The organism is Flavobacterium xanthum (assembly GCF_900142695.1).
GTDB lineage: Bacteria > Bacteroidota > Bacteroidia > Flavobacteriales > Flavobacteriaceae > Flavobacterium > Flavobacterium xanthum.
In genome coordinates this window covers 14784-35728 of sequence record NZ_FRBU01000013.1, presented here as the reverse complement: position 1 = coordinate 35728, position 20945 = coordinate 14784, and the positions used below count along the sequence as shown (strand labels likewise).

The window sequence follows — 20945 nt, the reverse complement described above, 5'->3', positions numbered from 1 at the left end:
TTTAACGTACCGATAAAAAAATCGATTACAGTTAAACTATAATCGATTTTCCTTCAAAAGCTTTGGCTTTATTGTTGTCTAAATAAAAGTCTATTCTTCCTAAATTAATGCCGTAGCAACCCACCTGATTTACTAAAACGTCTTTTCCTGCAACGTTTTTTACTACCGTGGGTTTATCTAGAAAAGTATGAGTGTGACCACCAATAATTAAGTCAATATCCTGAGTTAGTTCGGCTAATTTTAAATCACAAATTTTAGTAGGCTCGTCTCTGTATTTGTATCCTAAATGTGATAAACAAATTACAATATCGCATTGCTGTTCTTTCTTTAAAATCCGAACCATATCTTGTGCCGTTTCAAGAGGATCATTATAAACTGTTTCCTTATACATTCCTTTGTCCACAAGTCCCGCAAGTTCAATTCCAAGTCCAAAAACTCCCACTTTAATTCCGTTTTTGTTGAATATTTTATACGGCTTTACAAAACCATCCATCACGGTGTTTTTAAAATCGTAATTGGCAGAAATGAACTCAAATTTAGCGTGTGGCATTTGCGCGTGCAAACCTTCCACACCGTTATCAAAATCGTGATTTCCTATTGTAGATGCATCATACTGCATCATACTCATCAATTTGAACTCTAATTCTCCCCCGTAATAATTAAAATAAGGCGTTCCTTGGAAAATATCGCCTGCATCTAATAGTAAAACGTTTGGATTTTCTTTTCGTATTGTTTCAATCAATGCAGCTCTTCGCGCCACGCCACCCATATTTGCATTTCTGGGATGATCTGCTGGAAATGGATCAATATAACTGTGAACATCATTCGTGTGTAAAACTGTCAATTGTCTGGTTTTTGAGGTCTCAAAACTGCTTAAAGACACACCTAAACTCAATAAAGCTGAACTAGCAGCTGTTTTCTCTATAAATTCTCTTCTTTTCATTTTATATTTTTTTGAAGCTATTTCCCGCTTTACGCTATATCCACGCAAAAAAAAGCGTGGGATGCCGCTTTAATCGGGGCTAGGGCTTTCTGTTTTCTAAAACTATTTGTTCTTTAAATTCGAATTACTTATTCAACCGTAATTCTAACATCCTTTATTACAGGAATAGTATCCACTTCTTTAAAATAATCAATAAGGATATTTCGAAGTTTGTATTCTAAATCAAATTTATTAACTCCTTTTTTGAAGAAATTCATATTATCTCCGCCATTAGATAAATAATCATTGGTTCCTACATAATAAATGGTCTCTTTTTGAACAGGTTTCCCTTGAACTAAAATATTTTTCGCAATATTATTTTTATCAATTGTAAATGTTACTCCAGCTAATGGATGTGGTTTCTTTTCAGCAATAAAAAAGTCGACCATTTCAAGAATTTGCTCACCTTTTAATGCAATAACAACTAAACTATTTTCAAAAGGCATGATTTCAAAAGCCGTTCTGGCAGTTACATTTCCTTTTGGAAGTATAGAACGGATCCCCCCGCTGTTGAGTAAACAAATATCAATATTCTTTTTTTCTCTAGCTTGAAATACAAGGTTGCCTCTCATTAAAGTAACATCAGCCATCAAATTACCAATCGTTGTTTGCCATTTACCCGTGCTTTTATCCAATGTTTCCGGACAATACGCTAATACACTATCTAAATCCTTGTTGATGTGTTCCCGATACGGTCTTATGAAATTTTCAATTGCTGGAACTTGGTTTTCTTTTTCTGTAATAGGAATTCGTTTTCCTTCAATTTTAGTAACGTAATAATTTTGTTTGCTGCAAGAGACAACTAAAAAAAATGTTAAGAATATAACAAAAAGTTTAGAAACGTCATTATACTTTTTTAGATTTACCATTTTAAATGCGACTTAATTAATTAATTTTGTAACTAAGTAAAAGTAATATGTTTTTAAATTATATAAAGGATTTTTTTGTAAAAAAATCACTTAAAAATACCTTGAAAAATTTGAAAAACATAAATGCTGTTGGTACAATACAAAGCGTTGGTTTATTGATTGATGCAACTGATTTTGAACAAACGGATCTGTTAATTGAAGCTTTAACGGCTAACGGAATAGCAGCGGATAATTTGAAAGTGTTGGCATTTCACAATAAATTTAGCAATAACCAAAAGAACCTTTATACTACATTTGATGCTGGGGATCTTAAATGGAACGGCCAAATTTCAAATGACGATGTTGTTGCGTTCTGTGCTGAAAAGTTTGATCTTTTAATTAGTTATTATGAAAAAGAGAACGCTATTTTAATGCAAATTACGCACCATTCAAAAGCCCAATTTAAAGTGGGATTCTCGTCAATAGATAAAAGATTAAATCATTTTATGATTAAAACGACAATAACTGCTTACACTGTTTTTGTAAGTGAATTATTTAAATATTTAAAATTATTAAACAAAATATAATATAAGTTATGCAATCATTAATAGGAACAGGTGTTGCTCTTGTAACTCCATTTAAACAAGATTTTTCAATTGATACTGAAGCATTAAAAAGAATTGTTAATTTTTCTATAGACGGAGGAATTGAGTATCTGGTAGTATTGGGAACAACAGCCGAAAATGCTACTTTATCATCAGAGGAAAAAGAAATAGTTATTCAAACTGTAATCGAAGCCAATAATGGAGTGCTGCCTTTAGTGTTGGGAGTAGGAGGTAACAATACTGCGAAAGTTGTCGAAGAGTTGAAAACAAGAGATTTATCAGCGTTTGCGGCGATACTTTCTGTTTCTCCATACTATAATAAACCGACACAGGAAGGGATTTACCAACATTTTAAAGCGGTTGCGGAAGCGGCTCCAATTCCTGTCATTTTATATAATGTTCCAGGAAGGACAGCGAGTAATATGTTGCCTTCAACGGTTGTGCGTTTGGCTAATGAATTCAAAAATGTTGTTGCTATAAAGGAAGCAGCAGGTGATCTTGTTCAAGCGATGCAACTTTTAAAAGACAAACCAAAAGATTTTTTGGTAATTTCAGGTGATGATATGATTGCTTTACCAATAGTTTTGGCGGGTGGAGCTGGCGTGATTTCAGTTATTGGTCAAGGCTTTCCTAAGGAATTTTCTGAGATGATTCGTTTAGGTCTGAATAGAAAAGTGGATGAAGCCTTTAAATGTCAGTACTTATTATCGGATTGTATTGATATGATTTTTGAGCAAGGAAATCCAGCTGGAATCAAGCAAGTGTTTCTATCACAGGGAATATCAGAAAACACCGTTCGTTTGCCATTAGTAAAAGTAGATGATGAATTGGCCAGCAGAATTGATCAATTTGTAAAAAAAATCAACAAACAAGCCTAAAAAAGGAGTTTTATTTTAAACAAAAAATATATTTTGAAGTCGCTAAATTAATAACTAAATTTGCCACCGAAACTTCGGTATGATTTCGTAGGCTGTTTCAACCAAGAAATCATAAAAAAAGTAAAAAAATGAAAAAACTACTATCTCTACTGCTTCTTGTCGCTGTATTTAGTTCTTGTAACGAATACCAAAAAGCATTAAAATCCGAAGATGTTGCTGTTAAATTTGATATGGCTACTAAATTATATGAGGCTGGAAAATACTCTAAAGCAATCCGTATTTTTGAACAAATTGCTCCTGCTTATAGAGGAAAACCTCAAGCAGAAAAATTGTTTTATATGTTTTCGCAATCCTACTACAAAACAAAACAATATACATTATCAGGCTATCAATTTGAAAGTTTTGTTTCAAGTTATCCTAAAAGTGAAAAATTGCAAGAAGCAGCATATTTGGGAGCCAAAAGTTATTCCATGTTGTCTCCAGTATTCAGTTTAGATCAAACAGATACGAACAAAGCATTAGACAAATTGCAATCCTTTATTGATACGTATCCAAACTCTGACTATGCAGCAGAGGCTAACAGTGCTGTAAAAGTACTGAGTGAAAAAATCGAGAAAAAAGTATATGAAAATGCGAAGGGATACAATACAATTTCAGATTTTAAATCGGCAATTGTTGCTTTAGATAATTTTGTTGCAGATTATCCTGGAACACCATTTAAAGAAGATGCTTTGTATTACAAGTTTGATTCAGCTTATCAATTGGCTATTAATAGCGTTCCTGCAAAAATGCAAGATCGTTTAATTGTGGCTAAAACTGCCCAATTAAATTTGATGAAATTTAACGCCGAAACAAAGTATAAAAAAGTAGCTACCGAAATGTTAGCACGAATAGAGAAAGATTTACAAAAATTTACTAAATAAATAAAGTCATGGATTTAAAAAAGACGAATGCTCCAGTAAATACAATAACATACAACAAAAATGTTATTGAAGAACCTACTGGTAATGTGTATGAAGCAATAACCATTATGGCTAAAAGAGCAAACCAAATCAATTCTGAAATCAAAAAAGAGTTGACAGAGAAATTAGAAGAGTTTGCGACATATAATGATAGTCTTGAAGAAGTTTTTGAAAATAAAGAACAAATCGAGGTTTCAAAATTTTATGAAAAATTGCCAAAGCCACACGCTTTAGCAGTTCAAGAATGGTTAGATGGTAAAATTTACCACAGAGATTCAAATAAATAATAGTACGATGTCAGTTTTAAACGGGAAGAAAATTTTACTAGGAATTTCTGGTGGAATTGCAGCGTATAAAACAGCATCTTTAGTACGACTTTTCATAAAAGCAGGTACACATGTCCAAGTGATAATGACACCTGCTTCTAAGGATTTTATTACTCCACTGACGTTATCTACGTTATCTAAAAATCCTGTATATTCTAGTTTTTACAACCAAGATGATGAGAATGAAAAATGGAATAATCATGTAGAATTGGCACTTTGGGCTGATTTAATGATTATTGCTCCAGCGACGGCTAATACAGTGTCTAAAATGGCCAATGGAACGTGTGATAATCTTTTGATTGCCGCGTATTTATCAGCAAAATGTCCTGTATATTTTGCTCCTGCAATGGATTTAGACATGTACAAACATCCTTCTACTTTAGCGAATTTTACTTTTCTTAAACAATTTGGAAACACAATAATTCCTGCCGAAAGTGGTGAATTGGCAAGTGGGTTATCTGGAGAAGGCAGAATGGCTGAACCAGAACACATCGTTGCTTTTATAAAAGATGATTTAAATAGTAAACTTCCACTTAAGGGCAAAAAAATATTGATTACTGCCGGTCCAACTTACGAAGCAATAGATCCTGTACGTTTTATAGGAAATCATTCTTCCGGTAAAATGGGTTTTGATATCGCAAGTAGTGCTGCAAATTTAGGTGCTTCCGTGATTTTAATCTCCGGACCTACAAATTGCACTGTTTCTAGTCCATTCATACAGGTGATCCCAGTTGTTTGTGCAGAAGAAATGTATTTGGCTTGTCATCAGTTTTATCCAGATGTAGATGTAGTTGTGGCAGCAGCAGCAGTGGCAGATTATAAGCCTAAGCATGTTGCTCAACAGAAAATTAAGAAAGCCGCTTCTAATTTTGTAATCGAACTCGAAAAAACAAAAGATATATTAGCTTCACTAGGTTTGCTAAAGAAAAATCAATATTTGATTGGTTTCGCTTTAGAAACAGAAAATGAAATTGAAAATGCAAAGTTAAAAATTCAGAAAAAAAACTTAGATTTGATTGTTTTGAATTCACTTCAGGATGAAGGTGCAGGTTTCGGCAAGGCGACCAATAAAGTTACTTTTATTGATAAATTTTTTCATATTGAACCAATGGAATTAAAGTCAAAAGAAGCAGTAGCAGAGGATATCCTAAATAAAATAATAATGCACTTTGGAATACAACAATAGTAGGCCAAAATTACACCATAATACAAGTTGTTAATTTGACAAAATCCTTAAAATAGAAATCTACAAATGAATAAAATATTTACTTTTTTGCTGCTTTTTATTCTTGGAATTGCCCAAGCGCAACAGTTGAATTGTACCGTTACGGTTGATTCACAAAGATTGAGCGCGACCAATCAACAAGTCTTTAAATCTTTAGAAACTGCTATAACTGAGTTTGTAAATAAAACAGATTGGACGGGTGTCGCGGTGAAGCAGAACGAAAAAATTAATTGTTCGATGTACCTTACGATTTCGTCGAATAGTTCGGATCAATTCACAGCTACCATTCAAGTGCAGTCATCAAGACCTATTTTTAATTCCTCCTATTCTTCTCCAGTATTGAATTATAATGATAAAGATTTTAATTTTAGGTACACGGAGTTTGAAAATCTTATATTTAGCCCAACTACATTTGATTCTAATTTAGTTTCAGTTCTTGCCTATTACAGCTATATGATTTTAGCAATGGATGCAGATACCTTTGTTTTGGAATCTGGTAACCCTAATTTTGAAATTGCTCAAAACATTTCAAATGTGGCACAACAAGGAGGCTCAAAAGGTTGGAGTCAAGCGGATGGCAACCAAACGCGTTTTTTTTTAATAAATGATATGCTATCACCAACTTTTAAACAAATCAGACAAACGCTATTTGATTATCACACTGGTTTAGATTTAATGACTAAAGATGTAAAGATTGCTAAAGAAAAAATTAAAGCAGCAGTGATGAATTTATCAAAATTGAATGCTTCAAGACCAAACGCCTTTCTAACGCGTGTCTTTTTTGATGCTAAATCAGATGAGATCGTTTCTGTTTTTTCAGGAGGTCCAAGCATTACTGTTTCTGACTTAGTCGATAATCTTAATAAAATTTCCCCTTTGAACTCGAGTAAATGGATATCAATTAAACAGTAGTTTTTTTCATTCTTTAGTTTAATTCTAGTCTCTCATTCCTAAAATAAATATAAATGATAACGTCACTTTCGATAAAAAACTATGCTTTAATAGAAAAATTGACTATTGATTTTTCCAAGGGTTTTTCAACAATAACTGGAGAAACTGGTGCTGGTAAGTCTATTATTTTAGGTGCTTTAGGACTTGTTTTAGGAAAAAGAGCAGATTTAACTTCCTTGAAAAATAAAGAAGAAAAGTGTATTATTGAAGCTCATTTTGAAATTTCAAAGTATAATTTGTTGCCTTTTTTTGAAGCTAATGATTTAGATTATGAAAACGAAACTATAATTAGACGGGAGATTCTCCCATCAGGGAAATCTAGAGCTTTTATTAATGATAGTCCTGTGAATCTTCAGGAACTTCAGGAATTGAGTTTGTTTTTGATAGATATTCATTCGCAACAGCAAACACAAGAACTTTCAGAAGAAAATGTTCAGTTTAACATTATTGACGCTATTGCTGGTAATAAGGAAGTTATTTTAGAATATCAAGTACTTTTAAAAAATTATAAAGCAGATAAATCTAAATTAAACGCACTGTTAAAAACACAAACTGAATCTAAAAAAGAGCAGGAATACAATACATTTTTGTTAGATGAATTAGTAGCAGCTCATCTAAAATCTGGTGAACAAGAAACGCTAGAAGCTGATTTTGAGAAATTAAATAATGTTGAAATTATAAAAGAATCTATTGATAAGGCTTTGGCTATTGCCAATGACGAACAAATAGGTGTGATGAATAATTTGAAAGAAATTAAAGTGGCTTTACAGAAAATTGCTCCTTTTTCAGCTGATTATCAATCTTTATTAGACAGAATTGCAAGCGTAACGATAGAATTTGATGATATTTCAGAAGAGATTAGTCGCAGTTCAGAAAAATTGGTAAATGATCCAGAGCAATTGGATTTAATTAGTCAAAAGCTACAAGTTATTTTTAGTTTGCAAAAGAAACATCAGGTTAGTACGGTGGAAGAACTATTGCAAATTCAAAGTAAATTAGAAAATTTAGTTTTAGAATTAGGGAACATTGAAGAAGAAATTGCAGTATTGACGGATTCAATAGAGCAAAAGACTGCAACTTTAGATGTGATGTCTGCGGCCATTCATGATAAAAGAGTAGAGTCTATTCCGGTTTTATCTCAAAAGTTGATTGTGATTTTAGAAACTTTAGGAATGCCAAATGTTCGTTTCAAAATAGAAATTAATTCGGTGGAAACGTATTTCCCAAATGGGAAAGATATCCTTCAGTTTTTGTTTTCGGCCAACAAAGGAACTGATTTTGGTTTATTGAAAAAAGTAGCTTCTGGCGGTGAAATGTCGAGAATTATGTTGGCTGTTAAAGCAATTTTGGCACAATATTCAAAACTACCAACACTGATTTTTGATGAAATTGACACGGGTGTGTCGGGTGAAATTGCTATTAGAATGGGCGAAATTATGAAAGAGATGAGTCAAAAGATGCAAGTTTTTGCCATCACGCATTTGCCTCAAATTGCCGCAAAAGGGAATGCACACTTTAAAGTATTTAAATCGACTGTTGGTGACGATACACAATCGGAGCTAAAGTTGTTAAATGACCAAGATAGAGTGGTGGAAATTGCGCAAATGTTATCCGGAACTATTGTTTCTGAATCAGCCTTAAATCACGCGAAAGCCTTGTTGAACTAATATTTTAAATTATATTTGTCGCTAAAAAAAGAAGGACTCAATTAATTTACTAATGTGATTATAAAGTAAAATAGAACTATGAATAAATCAATCGGAATATTTAGCGTAATCTGTATTTCTTTTTTTAATACTTCTTTTGGGCAAACTATGACAACAACTAATGCTGTAGGTTTAGACCCTAGCAATACGTCTATGTTTGCTGTTAGTGATTATTCAGATGGATTTTATGTTACTTTAGAAGATTTTATAAACAAAAAAAAGACCAAACGTAATCCGGTTGAACGCAGAGCGATTGTTGGATTTGAAAAAAAAGTAATACCTAAAGACGTTATTGTAGATCATGTGTTTCTTTATACGGTAGCTGATCAAATGAAACTGACGGGAGTTTTTGCTGTTTCGCTAGAAGGAAATCTTTACATACAACAAAAAAATTTCCGTAAGTATGCGGTAAAAGGAGATAAAAATGAAGAAGGAAATAACCCAAACTCGTACCATAGAGTGTTGCAAGCGGGAAGGTTTTTCTATTTAGAAGCGGAACTTGCTAATAGCTGGTCAAAGGGATTTGCTTATGGAAGCGGTGGAGCTGTTGGAGGTGCAATAGGATCTTCCATGAATCGATTAAAGGGGATTGTATTTGATGTCGTTAAAAAAGAGTTTAATGTTTTAAAAGATTGTAAAGATTTCAATGAATTTTTAACAATTTATCAAGCGGAAAACCTAAAATGCAAAAACAAAAAAATAGATATCGTAACGGTAAGAGAAAACATTAATAAAATTATTAAATAAGAAATTTGTTTTTTAAATCAAAAGAGGAACAAACTGAACAATATAAAACGGAAATAAAAGACAGTTATGATTATTGAACCAAGAATGAGAGGATTTATTTGTACGACATCACACCCAGAAGGATGCGCACAAAATGTTAAAAATCAGATAGAATACATAAAATCTAAGGGAGCTGTTAATGGAGCAAAAAAAGTCTTAGTGATTGGTGCTTCTACTGGTTTTGGTTTGGCTTCCAGAATTACAAGTGCTTTTGGATGTGACGCAGCAACTATTGGTGTGTTTTTTGAAAAAGCACCTTCTGAAGGAAAAACGGCTTCGCCTGGTTGGTATAATTCAGCCGCTTTCGAAACCGAAGCACATACTGCTGGATTGTATGCAAAAAGCATTAATGGAGATGCATTTTCTAATGAAATCAAAAAACAAACAATAGATCTTATTAAAGCGGATTTAGGTCAGGTAGATTTAATTATCTATAGTTTAGCGTCCCCAGTTCGCATGCATCCTACAACAGGGGTGTTGCACCGTTCTGTTTTGAAACCTATAGGAAGTACCTTTACAAATAAAACCGTTGATTTTCACTCTGGAAAAGTATCAGAGATTTCTATCGAACCATGCAGTGGTGACGATATTGAAAATACAGTTGCCGTAATGGGTGGTGAGGATTGGTCGATGTGGATTGATGCTTTAAAAGCTGAAAATTTATTAGCTCCTGGAGCAACAACGGTTGCGTATTCTTATATTGGTCCCTCATTGACCGAAGCAGTTTATAGAAAAGGGACTATCGGTCGTGCTAAAGACCATCTTGAAGCGACGGCTTTTGCTATCACTGATCGTTTAGCTAGCATAAATGGAAAAGCATATGTTTCCGTTAATAAAGCATTAGTAACGCAGGCTAGTTCTGCAATTCCAGTTATTCCATTGTATATTTCCTTGCTTTACAAAATAATGAAAGAAGAAGGAATTCATGAAGGATGTATTGAACAAATTCAACGTTTGTATCAAGAGAGATTGTACACAGGAAATGAAGTTCCTGTTGATGATAGCGGCAGAATTCGGATTGATGACTTAGAAATGCGTTCGGATGTTCAGGAAAAAGTAGCTAAATTGTGGATTCAGGCCGTAACTGAAAACTTAGCTGAAATAGGGGATTTAGAAGGATACAGAAAAGATTTTTATAATTTATTTGGATTTGATGTAGCAGGTGTAGATTATAAAGCGGAAACAAACGAAGTAGTAAATATCGAAAGTATTGCTTAATTAGAAGCATCTCTACAACTGGAAATAGAGGAATAAAATAGAAACTATTTTTAAACCATCAACTGTAAGTTGGTGGTTTTTTTATGGAGAAAGATTATATTTGTTAAAATTTTCAAATTCCAAAATACAATACTAATACGACATTATAATTTATGCTATTTTCCTTAATAATTCCAGTTTATAATCGTCCAGATGAAGTGGACGAACTCTTAGAAAGCTTAACTCATTCCACCTATAAAGAGATATTTGAAATTGTACTTGTAGAAGATGGTTCTAGTTTAGTTTGTAAGGAAGTGGCGCAAAAGTATGGTGATAGACTTGATATTTCATATTATTATAAAGACAACTCTGGTCCTGGTGATTCTAGAAATTACGGTATGAAAAAGGCTAGAGGAGATTATTTTATCATTTTTGATTCGGATTGTATTATTCCAAAAGAATATTTATCAGTCGTTGACACCGCTTTAAAGCAAGACTATGTAGATTGCTTTGGTGGACCAGACCAAGCTTTAGACAGTTTCTCTGACATACAAAAAGCAATCAATTTTGCTATGACTTCCTTTCTTACAACGGGTGGGATAAGAGGTGGTTCGGAGAAAATAGGGAAGTTTCAACCTAGAAGTTTTAATATGGGATTGTCTCGTAAAGGGTTTGAAGCATCCAAAGGTTTTGGAAACATTCATCCTGGTGAAGATCCGGATTTATCGATTCGTTTGTGGAATTTAGGATTTGAAACTAAACTTTTCCCAAATGCTTACGTCTATCATAAACGAAGAATAGACTGGGATAAGTTTTCCGTTCAGGTAAATAAATTTGGCAAAGCAAGACCTATTTTAAATAGCTGGTATCCAAAATACAGTAAATTGACTTTTTTCTTTCCTTCCATTTTTATTATTGGATTTTTTATCTCCTTTTTATTGATGTTAGTTTTTAATTTTGATTCGCTACTTCAATTGTATTTTGTGTACTTTTTGGTACTGTTTTTGGTGTCTTCTTACCAGAATAAGAGTATTAAAATTGGTTATTTATCTTTAATAGCTGTTTGGAAACAATTTTATGGGTATGGTTTAGGTTTTATAAAATCCTATTTTAAAGTGATAATTTTAAAGCAAAAACCCCAAGAAGCTTTTCCTGAATTATTTTTCAAAATATAATATGACAAAAATTATTGGATTAACGGGTGGCATTGGAAGCGGAAAAACGACCATTGCTAAGTATTTTCATTCGTGCGGGATTCCAATCTATATTGCTGATGATGAGGCGAGAAAATTAATGCAATCATCAGAAATTGTAGCTGCTATTAAAAATACATTTGGCGATATTGTTTTTGAGAATGGGAATATAAATAGAGAAAAACTCGCTAAAATTGTGTTTAATGAACCTGCTAGATTAGCACAACTAAATGCGATTGTTCATCCAGCAGTAAAAAGACATTTTAAACAATGGCTAGTGGAGAATAAAGCAGCTGCATATATCATTTATGAAACAGCCATCTTGTTTGAAAGTGGAAGTTATAAAGACTGTGATTTAATCATAACCATCACAGCCCCTGTAGAAACTAGAATTCAGCGTATCCTTGAGCGAGACAAAACGACTCGCGAAGCGATTTTAAAAAGAATGGACGCACAATGGAGCGATGAAAAACGAACTTCAAAAAGTGATTTTGTTGTAGAAAATAGTACGATCGAAATTGCCAAACGCGAAGTGGATCAAATTCTTAAAATTTTAAAGATTAAACAAAAACACACATAGGTGTTAATGTTTGGTTAATCTATTATTTAATATATTGTTAAAATACTAAATTTGTTTCGATGAACAAACTTTTTTTTAGATTACTTGTTTTATTGATGAGCTTATCCCTTATTGGGATTATTCTTGTACAGGTGTATTGGTTCAATACCTCTTTCAAAAATAATGATGAGCAGTTTAAATTTCATGTTAAGCAAGTTATTGGTAATGTGGCTGATAAAATTCAAAAGCAGGAAGCGTATAACTTTTATGACAAAATAAATCATTATAAAGACAGCACCGGAAAAGTGCCTAAGAAGGACGACATACTGGAATTTTATTATGTTCAAAAAAATCCTAGAACAAATAAAACAATTATATATTCAAATAGTATAATTTCAGAAGATTACAATATATCACCAACGTTCTTTGATAAAAAATTTGATAGTGAAAAGTTTAAGAGTTTTAGCTCTAAACGGGTTACTGAGGTATATAACGATAATTCAATTGATAAATCAACCGTAAATAAAAGTTTAATACCTGATATTAGAATTGAGAAAATAGGAAATTTAGACGTTTTAGACAACGCTTCTTTTGAGATTTATTATAAAGATTTTGCTTCGGTGCTGCCTATTCAGGAAAGAGTTTCAAAAGAAACCTTGAGTAAACTGATCAAAAAAGAATTAGAAGAATATGGCGTTAATACTAAATTTGAATTTAGTGTATACAGTAATAATTTAGCCACTAAAGTAAAATCTACTGATTTTAAATATGACAAGGAGGCAACCTATTCTATTCCGATATTTTCAGATAACGAAGGCAATAGTAAATACCAATTACTGGTTACTTTTCCTCATAAAAAGAAATTTTTATTGTCTGAATTGGTTAGTGTTACTGTATTGTCGATCATTTTTACGCTTATTATTTTAATTGCTTACTCTAGTGCTTTAAATCAATTGATTCGTCAACGTCAAATATCTGAAATCAAAAATGATTTTATCAATAACATGACGCATGAGTTTAAAACGCCAATTGCAACAATTAATTTAGCCCTGGATGCCATTAGAAATCCAAAGATAATTGATGATAAAGAGAAGGTTCTTAGGTACCTCCAAATGATAAAAGACGAGAATAAAAGGATGCATGCGCAAGTAGAAAATGTGCTTCGTATTTCTAAATTAGAAAAAAAAGAATTAAATATTATCAAAGAATCTCATAACATTCATGATATTATAAATGACGCAATAGAACACGTAAATTTAATATTAGAAGATAGGGAAGGAACGATCGTTAGTCATTTTAATGCACTACGAACTACGGTGTTAATCAATGATGTTCATTTTACCAATGTGATTGTAAATATTTTAGAGAACGCCATAAAATATTCTCCAAATGTACCAGAAATTGAGGTTTTTACAGAAAACATCAAGGACATGATCATTATCAAGATAAAAGACAAAGGTTTAGGAATGAGTAAAATTGCTCAAAAAAGAATTTTCGAGAAGTTTTATAGAGAACATACAGGTGACATCCATAACGTAAAAGGTCATGGTTTAGGTCTAGCGTATGTAAAGAGAATTGTGGACGACCATAACGGTCAAGTTTATGTAGAAAGTGAAAAGGGAAAAGGGAGTACCTTCATAATAAAATTACCATTAATAAATTAGAATATGGAAAATGTAAATAAAAAAATACTTTTAGTTGAAGATGACCTTAATTTTGGAGCGGTTTTAAAAGATTATTTAATGTTAAATGATTTTGACGTGACCCTAGCTAAGAACGGAATGGAAGGATTTGAAAAATTCAAAAAAGACACTTTCGACTTATGTATTCTAGATGTCATGATGCCTTATAAAGATGGTTATACTTTAGCTAAGGAAATCAGAGAAAAAAATAATGAAGTGCCTATTATTTTCTTGACAGCCAAATCGATGAAAGAAGATGTGCTGAAGGGATATAAAGCGGGCGCTGATGATTACTTAAATAAACCTTTTGATTCTGAAGTTTTGTTGATGAAAATCAAGGCGATAATACAAAGAAAATCTTCAGATACTAAAGCAGAACAAATACAGTTTGAGTTCAATATTGGTAAATTCCATCTGAATTCTAAACTACGTTTTTTAACGTTTAATAATGAAGAGCCGATTAAATTATCTCCAAAAGAGAACGAATTATTGAAAATGCTGATTCTTCATGAAAATGATTTAATGCCAAGAGAATTAGCCTTGACAAAAATCTGGAGAGATGATAACTATTTTACTTCAAGAAGTATGGATGTGTACATCGCTAAACTCAGAAAATACCTGAAATTGGATGAAAATGTTGAAATTTTAAACATCCACGGAGAAGGATTTAGATTAGTTGTCAAAAATAAAGTAGTAGAATAAAGTAAAGAGGCTTCAAGAAATTGGAGCCTTTTTTTTTGGAGCTAATTCCTGCTATCCATTGCAATCTTTATTCTCGTTAAAGAAACGAGAATAAAGGATTTCCATTGCTATCAGGGCTAGGGTTTAGAATGAGTAGATGTGTTTATTTTATATCGGAAAATTTTTCTAAAAATGGCAACAAATACGCGTTATTTCCAATTCAGTTGTAAAGCAAAACTTGTTTTTTCATCCTTGGTAATGCTAAACACCGTTGTACTCTCGGAATTAGTTTCGTGTATTTGAACCTTATCCTTCAAAGATAATTCTTTTAAGAAATTCATCTCAAAACTTTCAATTTTTTGGTTAAGGATTAAGTTTTCGTTTGCTAAATCCAAGCACCACTCTAGATATTTGACATTATTGACATGATTTACAATATCTAAATCGGATAAGAATACTGTTTTTTCAAAAACTATTTCTTTGTCATGATCTAAATTAATTTTTGAAAATCCATGTACTGTAGCTTTGGTATTAGGATAGAGTTCAAAATGATTAAACGGTAAAGCTAAACCTTCAGGACGACGCTTTTTAGTATTGAAAACAGCCCAAAAAGTCTCAGAACCTACAATTTTTTCTCCGTTAACATGCATTTCTAACGCCCGTACAGAACGGGAGTTTTCCAGTGAATTAATCCATGTTTTTACCGTAACGGTATCTCCCCATTTTGGTAATTTAGAGATTTCAACACGCATCCTGCTTAAAACCCAAGCTTGATCGAACTCCTGCATGTCCGTAAAACTGATTCCGCCAACTTCAGAATGGGCTGCAGCGGTTAGTTGCAGAATATTGCATAAATCAGTATACTTTAAAAAGCCATTTGGAGCACATTGCGTAAAATTGATTTCCCAGTCTTTGCTGAGAACAGAGGTAAAGTTTGGAGATATAGACATAGCTGATTTAAATCGTGTTATATGTGAATTTTGTGCGTCAATTGACGGGCACTATTTCTTAGAATTTATGTATTCAACTATTTTTTCATAGGGAGTTTCAAAATCAAACCATTTGGTGATTTCATTTCTTTTAAACCAAGTGAGTTGGCGTTTGGAGAAGCGTCTAGTATTTTTCTTTATTTCTTCGATGGCAAGTTCCAGTGTAATTTCTCTATCAAAATAACTGAATAACTCTCTGTAACCCACAGTTTGCAATGCATTCAACTCTTTGTGAGCAAACAAATCTTTGGCCTCAGCCAGAAGACCTTCGTTCATCATTATGTCCACACGTTGATTGATGCGGTTGTAAATGATTTTTCTATCGGCTTCCAAACCTATTAAAATGGGAGTGAAGTTGCGACTGTTTTTTTTCTGGTTTAAAAAAGAAGAATATGGTTTTCCAGAACCAATGCAAACTTCTACAAAACGCATCATTCGTTGCGGATTTTGTAGGGTTTGTGGATTTTCGATGGATAGCGTTTTATAATAATCAGGATCTAAAACTTCGAGTTTTTGTTGTAAATATCCGATTCCCAGTTTTTCATAATTCGCATTTATATCTGAACGAATCGTAGGATCAATTTCGGGAAATTCATCGAAACCCTTTAGAATGGCGTCAACATACAACCCCGATCCACCTACTAAAATGGCGTAATCGTTAGTTAAAAAAAGCTCATCTAGTTTTATGATAGCTTCTTTCTCGAAATCACCTACGGTATAATTTTCTAAAATAGATTTGTTTTGGATAAAATGGTGGTTGGTTGCAGCCAATTCTAATTTGCTGGGAACTGCAGTTCCAATAGTCATTTCCTTGAAAAACTGTCGGCTGTCACAGGAAATTATGTCGCATTTGAAGTAATTGGCCAATACAATACTTAAGGAGGTTTTTCCTATAGCGGTAGGTCCAATAATGGTGATTAGGTATTTCATATTTTTTTAGCCCAGATGGAAACGGAAACCCCGCAGTTATAGAAGTTAGTTTTTCTTGGTGTAAAAGAGCGACTGGAAGAAGCTCCTTTTATGCTTTAGAAAAACAACTGGAATAACGAGGAGTTGCAATGCACAGCTGGATTGGCTTCAAGTTAATAAATTATAGTTCAGTTCCACAATGAAAACAGTATTTGGCATTAGATTCATGGCCTTCGGTTCCGCAACTTGAGCATGGATTAACCCTTTGGACCAATGCTTTTTTACGATTGGTGTTTGCAAATTCAGCAGAAACGATGCCAGTAGGGACGGCGATTATTCCGTATCCCATAATCATCACTAGGGAGGCTATGGCTTGTCCTAGCGGTGTAATAGGTGAAATATCACCATATCCAACCGTTGTTAGCGTTACTATAGTCCAGTAAATACTGATGGGAATACTGGTGAAGCCACCTTCTTTTCCTTCGACTACATACATGATTGAACCTATTATAATGCTACTAATTAGCATGAAGTAGATGAAAATAAGAATTTTACCTTTGCTGGCAATTAAGGCCTCCCTTAAATGAACGGATTGGCTAGAGAATTGAGGATGTTTTAGGATCTTAAATAGTCGTAAAAGTCTAAAAGCTCGAAATATCGTCAAAACACTGGTTCCTACAAAAAATAGCGACAAATACATGGGTAATGTCGCAATCAAATCAACAACTCCATAAAAACTAAAAATATATTTTAACGGTTTATTTATGGAAATAATGCGAAGCAAGTATTCTAGGGTAAAGAAAATGGTGATAATCCATTCTAGAACAATGAGTTCTTGATGGTATTTTAGGTCAAAACCTTTGACTGTTTCCAGCATTACGATGATGACGCTTGTCAGTATTACGCCTAAAAGTACCAGATCAAATAAACGCCCTGAAGCAGTATTTGTCCCGTAAATTACAATATTTGTTTTTTGTCTGAAGGTGTCAAATTTTGACTTTATTCTTTGCATACTTAAATAGGGATTAACATGCGTTTAGAATCGTATTGTTTTTAACGTTTTATTTTTTCTAATATGCCCCTGAATAATGCTTTTGGTATCACGGTTGTTTTGCATTGGAATAATAATGTTTCTCAAGATTTCAATATTGTGTATTTGGTAGTTCAAGTCATAAAAAGCATAACCTTTATATATGCCATTTTCTATCAAAACTGCTGATCTTTCGCTGATCGATCTTCCTTTATCAATCAACACCATATTTTGATTTTCGAAACTATTTTTTTCGATAAATTCTTGAACTCTTGTATTGTATTCTTCTGGAGAGATAGCGCCTAAGCACGCTCCGTCACATTCTTTTATGCTGTATTGAAAACAGTTCGTTTTAGTGCTATACAATCCTGTTAATTTTTGGCATAAATGGTAGTGAGAGGTGATTCTAAACAAAGCATTTTTTCCTTCTTGAATGGAAGTGAAAGAGGTAATTTCTTTTTTACGACCGTCAGCTTTTTGTAGTTTTAAGTTGATGTATCCTTTTTCATCTTTTTCAGCATACAGAGCCAGCTGGAAAATACTTTTTCGTTGAGCTCTATTGTATATGGGTTTATTGATTTTTATTTCTTCGCTTTCTTTCAATAAAGCGACAAGCTCACTTCCAGTTTCATCATAGGTCACGGTGAAAACTTCGGCTTGAATTTTTTTGCATTTAGTAGTTATTCCTGTAAAATGCTGGTTGATTCGTTTTTTTATATTTCGGCTTTTGCCAATGTAAATTAGATTTCCTTTTTCATTATGAATGTAATACACTCCAGTTTTAGCTGGTAATTTAGAAACAATATCTAATAATTTTGGTGCAATACCTTTTTGGATTTCCAGTTTAATAAAATCTTTTACGATTTCTTTTTCCAAATCTTTTTCTAGCAGAATTTTAAATAATTTAACCGTTGCTAAAGCATCACCACTGGCTCTGTGACGGTCTGCCATTGGGATACCAAGGGCACGCACAAGCTTTCCTAGACTGTGAGAAGGTTGCTCAGGTAATAGTTTTTTCGATAATTCGACGGTGCAAAGTGTTTGGGATTCAAAATCGTAACCTAAACGGCGAAATTCAGTTCGTAGGATTCTGTAATCAAAGGAGGCATTATGAGCCACGATTACACAATCTGCTGTCATTTCAATAATGCGTTTGGCAACTTCAAAAAACTTAGGAGCTGAGCGCAACATAGCATTATTGATACCAGTAAGTTTAACAACAAACGGTTGAATAGGAATTTCAGGATTTACCAAACTGATGAATTGATCGACCACTTCATGGCCATCAAATTTATAGATAGCGATTTCAGTAATTCCCTCTTCGTTGAATTGTCCTCCAGTAGTTTCTATGTCTAATATTGCGTACAAATTTTTTATTTAATGTTTAATGTTACAAATTATGAAACAGCTGAAATGCTTCGCCAGTTCGCTATTGCTCAGGTCAAAAATCGTCAATTAAAAATCGAAAATTGAAAATCAATTTCTTCCTCCAAAGATACTACTTCCTATTCGAACCATTGTGCTTCCACATTCGATTGCGAGTTGGTAATCTCCGGACATTCCCATGGAAAGAACTGTAAATTGATGGTTGTGAACTGCAAATGAATCAAAAATCGATTTCAAATGGGTAAATTCTTTTTTTATTTGGTCTTTGTTGTCCGTAAAGGTTGCCATTCCCATTAAACCAACAATACGTATGTTCCTCATTTCTTTAAATTCGCTTGATGATAGCAGTGAAGTAAGTTCTTGCTCGTCAAGACCAAATTTAGTTTCTTCTTCCGCAATGTGTATTTGCAATAAGCAATCGATGACTCTATCTGCTTTTGCGGCTTGTTTATTGATTTCCTGTACTAACTTCAAGCTATCTACTCCATGAATCAAATTCACAAATGGAGCCATAAATTTGACTTTATTGGTTTGCACGTGTCCTATCATGTGCCATTGAATGTCTTTTGGCATTGCCTCGCATTTCTCTGCCATTTCTTGGATTTTATTTTCTCCAAAAATACGTTGGCCTGCATCATAGGCTTCCATAAGAGCTGCAATTGGTTTGGTTTTAGAAACGGCGACTAAGGTTACTTGCGCTGGTAAAGTGGATTGTATGGAAAGTATATTTTCGGCTATTGACATTTTTTAAATCTTTTAATTTTTAAACTTTTGATTTGACCTAGAGTTCATAGACAACTAAACCGCTTCTGAATTTAGGTTCTATATACGTACTTTTAGGCGGCATAATGAGATCAGCGTCAGCCAATGCTTTTATTTCTCCAATATTTGATGGAAATAGAATAAAACCAATTTCAAATTCCTCCTGATCGATTTTATTTTGTAGTTCTAGTACGGATTGTTTTCCTGAAAGGTATTCTATACGTTCATCATTGCGTAAATCTTCAATGGCTAAAATGGGTAATAACACTTTTTTGTACAAAATTTGTGTGTCTAAACTATCCAAGGCAGTCTCAAAAAATTCATCTTCATTTCGCAAATTTAGACTATAAAAAGAATGGTCTAAATACATTCCGAATTCATGTTTTCGGGAAGGTTGAAATGCTTGTTGGAATTTATTTTCTATAATAAAATCCTTTTGCAGTTCTTGTAAAAAGGCTTCTTTAGTGAATCCGTTCAAATCCTTTACCAAACGATTGAATTCGTATATTTTAATGTTGTTTTCAGAAATTAAGTAACTAAGGATGTGATTTTTAGCCGTATTTCCTGGGTTGTCATTTTCTTCGGATAATAATTTAAGCGCTTCAGTTCGATGATGACCGTCTGCTATGTAAAGGCTTTGCGTTTTTTCGAAAATATTCTGAAGCCAATTTATTTCCAAGGCATCTTCAATTTTCCACAGATAGTGAATCTCTTTTTTTGTAGTCGAAAATTCAAAATCGGCTAACTTTTGGATACAGTTAAATATCCAGTTTTCAATGGTTTTATTATCAGGATAAGTCATCAAAACCGGTTCCGTATTAAACTCAGAATATTTCATGTAATCTTTGAGTAATCGGACCCTAAATGCAATAATATCCTCGTGTTTTTTAATGATATTATTGCAATAATCAGCTACACTTGTACCAACGATAATTCCGGTAAAAGATTGCGTTTTAGTTACAATTTTATGAATGTATATTGCCGGTTTTTTGTCCTTTACTAAAATAATTTCATTTTTGAAATCCTCATATTTTTGATGAACTTGACGGTATCTTTTTTCAAAAGAAACGGTTTCCTGATTCGTATAAGCGGGTTTCAGAATATGTAAAAAAGACAATGGATTGAAGTCCAATTGCGCCGCTAATTCAGCATTTACATATTCTTCGTAAGAGCGACAGGTAACAAGACAAACTTTATCGCGAGTGGGACGAACTGCTTTGAAAGGAACTATTTTAGCCAAACTATTTTAGTTTAATGTTTAAGGATTTGCTTCTTTGAAACCAACTAG

General features: G+C 33.1%; 21 protein-coding genes. 13 read left to right on the top strand and 8 right to left on the bottom strand.

Going from position 1 to position 20945, the window contains the following annotated elements; all coding sequences use genetic code 11:
* Window positions 1–31 precede the first annotated feature (31 nt).
* Both BUC11_RS07340 and BUC11_RS07335 read right to left on the bottom strand, forming a co-directional pair.
* Window positions 32–943: a bifunctional metallophosphatase/5'-nucleotidase gene (locus BUC11_RS07340; protein WP_073353054.1), complete on the bottom strand. Its 912-nt coding sequence runs from the start codon at window positions 941–943 to the stop codon at window positions 32–34.
* Between the two features lie 128 nt (window positions 944–1071).
* Window positions 1072–1851 (bottom strand): 5'-nucleotidase C-terminal domain-containing protein, encoded by a 780-nt coding sequence (locus BUC11_RS07335; protein ID WP_073353009.1) that lies wholly within the window; start codon window positions 1849–1851, stop codon window positions 1072–1074.
* Between the two features lie 47 nt (window positions 1852–1898).
* On the opposite strand from BUC11_RS07335, the gene BUC11_RS07330 reads away from it, so the two are divergent.
* From BUC11_RS07330 to BUC11_RS07270, 13 genes are all read left to right on the top strand, one after another.
* A complete protein-coding gene (locus BUC11_RS07330; RefSeq protein ID WP_073353008.1) occupies window positions 1899–2417 on the top strand; it encodes a DUF6913 domain-containing protein in 519 nt (172 codons plus the stop codon).
* Between the two features lie 8 nt (window positions 2418–2425).
* On the top strand, window positions 2426–3313 hold the full coding sequence (dapA, locus tag BUC11_RS07325) for a 4-hydroxy-tetrahydrodipicolinate synthase (RefSeq protein WP_073353007.1): 888 nt from the start codon (window positions 2426–2428) through the stop codon (window positions 3311–3313).
* Between the two features lie 128 nt (window positions 3314–3441).
* Complete coding sequence (locus tag BUC11_RS07320; protein ID WP_073353006.1) at window positions 3442–4236, top strand: outer membrane protein assembly factor BamD; 795 nt, start codon at window positions 3442–3444, stop codon at window positions 4234–4236.
* Between the two features lie 8 nt (window positions 4237–4244).
* Window positions 4245–4562, top strand: coding sequence for a DNA-directed RNA polymerase subunit omega (locus tag BUC11_RS07315; protein WP_035671643.1), 318 nt, complete (start codon window positions 4245–4247; stop codon window positions 4560–4562).
* Between the two features lie 7 nt (window positions 4563–4569).
* Complete coding sequence (coaBC, locus tag BUC11_RS07310; protein WP_073353053.1) at window positions 4570–5787, top strand: bifunctional phosphopantothenoylcysteine decarboxylase/phosphopantothenate--cysteine ligase CoaBC; 1218 nt, start codon at window positions 4570–4572, stop codon at window positions 5785–5787.
* A 66-nt stretch (window positions 5788–5853) separates the two neighbouring features.
* Window positions 5854–6738, top strand: a complete 885-nt coding sequence (porD, locus tag BUC11_RS07305; protein ID WP_073353005.1) for a type IX secretion system protein PorD — start codon at window positions 5854–5856, stop codon at window positions 6736–6738.
* Between the two features lie 53 nt (window positions 6739–6791).
* Window positions 6792–8444 carry a DNA repair protein RecN gene (recN, locus tag BUC11_RS07300; RefSeq protein ID WP_073353004.1) on the top strand — a complete coding sequence of 551 codons (1653 nt, stop codon included), beginning with the start codon at window positions 6792–6794 and terminating at the stop codon, window positions 8442–8444.
* Between the two features lie 78 nt (window positions 8445–8522).
* Window positions 8523–9230: a hypothetical protein gene (locus tag BUC11_RS07295; RefSeq protein WP_073353003.1), complete on the top strand. Its 708-nt coding sequence runs from the start codon at window positions 8523–8525 to the stop codon at window positions 9228–9230.
* Window positions 9231–9296: 66 nt separating this feature from the next.
* Window positions 9297–10487 (top strand): enoyl-ACP reductase FabV, encoded by a 1191-nt coding sequence (gene fabV / locus BUC11_RS07290; RefSeq protein ID WP_073353002.1) that lies wholly within the window; start codon window positions 9297–9299, stop codon window positions 10485–10487.
* A gap of 152 nt (window positions 10488–10639) precedes the next feature.
* The gene (locus BUC11_RS07285) at window positions 10640–11641 is read left to right on the top strand and encodes a glycosyltransferase family 2 protein (RefSeq protein WP_073353001.1); all 1002 of its coding nucleotides are present in this window, start codon (window positions 10640–10642) and stop codon (window positions 11639–11641) included.
* Window position 11642: 1 nt separating this feature from the next.
* Window positions 11643–12239, top strand: a complete 597-nt coding sequence (gene coaE, locus BUC11_RS07280) for a dephospho-CoA kinase (protein ID WP_073353000.1) — start codon at window positions 11643–11645, stop codon at window positions 12237–12239.
* Window positions 12240–12298: 59 nt separating this feature from the next.
* The gene (locus tag BUC11_RS07275; protein WP_073352999.1) at window positions 12299–13882 is read left to right on the top strand and encodes a sensor histidine kinase; all 1584 of its coding nucleotides are present in this window, start codon (window positions 12299–12301) and stop codon (window positions 13880–13882) included.
* Window positions 13883–13885: 3 nt separating this feature from the next.
* Window positions 13886–14602, top strand: a complete 717-nt coding sequence (locus tag BUC11_RS07270; RefSeq protein WP_073352998.1) for a response regulator transcription factor — start codon at window positions 13886–13888, stop codon at window positions 14600–14602.
* A gap of 188 nt (window positions 14603–14790) precedes the next feature.
* On the opposite strand, the gene BUC11_RS07265 is transcribed toward BUC11_RS07270, so the two are convergent.
* From BUC11_RS07265 to BUC11_RS07240, 6 genes are all read right to left on the bottom strand, one after another.
* Window positions 14791–15531, bottom strand: a complete 741-nt coding sequence (locus BUC11_RS07265) for an acyl-[acyl-carrier-protein] thioesterase (RefSeq protein WP_073352997.1) — start codon at window positions 15529–15531, stop codon at window positions 14791–14793.
* A gap of 51 nt (window positions 15532–15582) precedes the next feature.
* Window positions 15583–16500 (bottom strand): tRNA (adenosine(37)-N6)-dimethylallyltransferase MiaA, encoded by a 918-nt coding sequence (miaA, locus tag BUC11_RS07260; protein WP_073352996.1) that lies wholly within the window; start codon window positions 16498–16500, stop codon window positions 15583–15585.
* A 160-nt stretch (window positions 16501–16660) separates the two neighbouring features.
* Window positions 16661–17491: an ion transporter gene (locus BUC11_RS07255; RefSeq protein WP_073352995.1), complete on the bottom strand. Its 831-nt coding sequence runs from the start codon at window positions 17489–17491 to the stop codon at window positions 16661–16663.
* A 24-nt stretch (window positions 17492–17515) separates the two neighbouring features.
* Window positions 17516–18877, bottom strand: a complete 1362-nt coding sequence (locus BUC11_RS07250; RefSeq protein ID WP_073352994.1) for an exonuclease domain-containing protein — start codon at window positions 18875–18877, stop codon at window positions 17516–17518.
* A 108-nt stretch (window positions 18878–18985) separates the two neighbouring features.
* A complete protein-coding gene (locus BUC11_RS07245) occupies window positions 18986–19639 on the bottom strand; it encodes a YggS family pyridoxal phosphate-dependent enzyme (protein WP_073352993.1) in 654 nt (217 codons plus the stop codon).
* Between the two features lie 37 nt (window positions 19640–19676).
* Window positions 19677–20897: a DUF1015 domain-containing protein gene (locus BUC11_RS07240; protein WP_073352992.1), complete on the bottom strand. Its 1221-nt coding sequence runs from the start codon at window positions 20895–20897 to the stop codon at window positions 19677–19679.
* Between the last annotated feature and the right edge of the window lie 48 nt (window positions 20898–20945).

Bases quoted from the DNA above. Each gene is read 5' to 3' on its own strand.
- BUC11_RS07255 (WP_073352995.1), bottom strand. From the start codon at position 17,491: ATGCAAAGAATAAAGTCAAAATTTGACACCTTCAGACAAAAAACAAAT.
- fabV (WP_073353002.1), top strand. From the start codon at position 9,297: ATGATTATTGAACCAAGAATGAGAGGATTTATTTGTACGACATCACAC.
- BUC11_RS07335 (WP_073353009.1), bottom strand. From the start codon at position 1,851: ATGGTAAATCTAAAAAAGTATAATGACGTTTCTAAACTTTTTGTTATA.
- BUC11_RS07315 (WP_035671643.1), top strand. From the start codon at position 4,245: ATGGATTTAAAAAAGACGAATGCTCCAGTAAATACAATAACATACAAC.
- BUC11_RS07285 (WP_073353001.1), top strand. From the start codon at position 10,640: ATGCTATTTTCCTTAATAATTCCAGTTTATAATCGTCCAGATGAAGTG.
- BUC11_RS07295 (WP_073353003.1), top strand. From the start codon at position 8,523: ATGAATAAATCAATCGGAATATTTAGCGTAATCTGTATTTCTTTTTTT.
- coaE (WP_073353000.1), top strand. From the start codon at position 11,643: ATGACAAAAATTATTGGATTAACGGGTGGCATTGGAAGCGGAAAAACG.
- miaA (WP_073352996.1), bottom strand. From the start codon at position 16,500: ATGAAATACCTAATCACCATTATTGGACCTACCGCTATAGGAAAAACC.
- BUC11_RS07265 (WP_073352997.1), bottom strand. From the start codon at position 15,531: ATGTCTATATCTCCAAACTTTACCTCTGTTCTCAGCAAAGACTGGGAA.
- coaBC (WP_073353053.1), top strand. From the start codon at position 4,570: ATGTCAGTTTTAAACGGGAAGAAAATTTTACTAGGAATTTCTGGTGGA.
- dapA (WP_073353007.1), top strand. From the start codon at position 2,426: ATGCAATCATTAATAGGAACAGGTGTTGCTCTTGTAACTCCATTTAAA.
- BUC11_RS07340 (WP_073353054.1), bottom strand. From the start codon at position 943: ATGAAAAGAAGAGAATTTATAGAGAAAACAGCTGCTAGTTCAGCTTTA.
- recN (WP_073353004.1), top strand. From the start codon at position 6,792: ATGATAACGTCACTTTCGATAAAAAACTATGCTTTAATAGAAAAATTG.
- BUC11_RS07245 (WP_073352993.1), bottom strand. From the start codon at position 19,639: ATGTCAATAGCCGAAAATATACTTTCCATACAATCCACTTTACCAGCG.
- porD (WP_073353005.1), top strand. From the start codon at position 5,854: ATGAATAAAATATTTACTTTTTTGCTGCTTTTTATTCTTGGAATTGCC.
- BUC11_RS07275 (WP_073352999.1), top strand. From the start codon at position 12,299: ATGAACAAACTTTTTTTTAGATTACTTGTTTTATTGATGAGCTTATCC.
- BUC11_RS07270 (WP_073352998.1), top strand. From the start codon at position 13,886: ATGGAAAATGTAAATAAAAAAATACTTTTAGTTGAAGATGACCTTAAT.
- BUC11_RS07330 (WP_073353008.1), top strand. From the start codon at position 1,899: ATGTTTTTAAATTATATAAAGGATTTTTTTGTAAAAAAATCACTTAAA.
- BUC11_RS07320 (WP_073353006.1), top strand. From the start codon at position 3,442: ATGAAAAAACTACTATCTCTACTGCTTCTTGTCGCTGTATTTAGTTCT.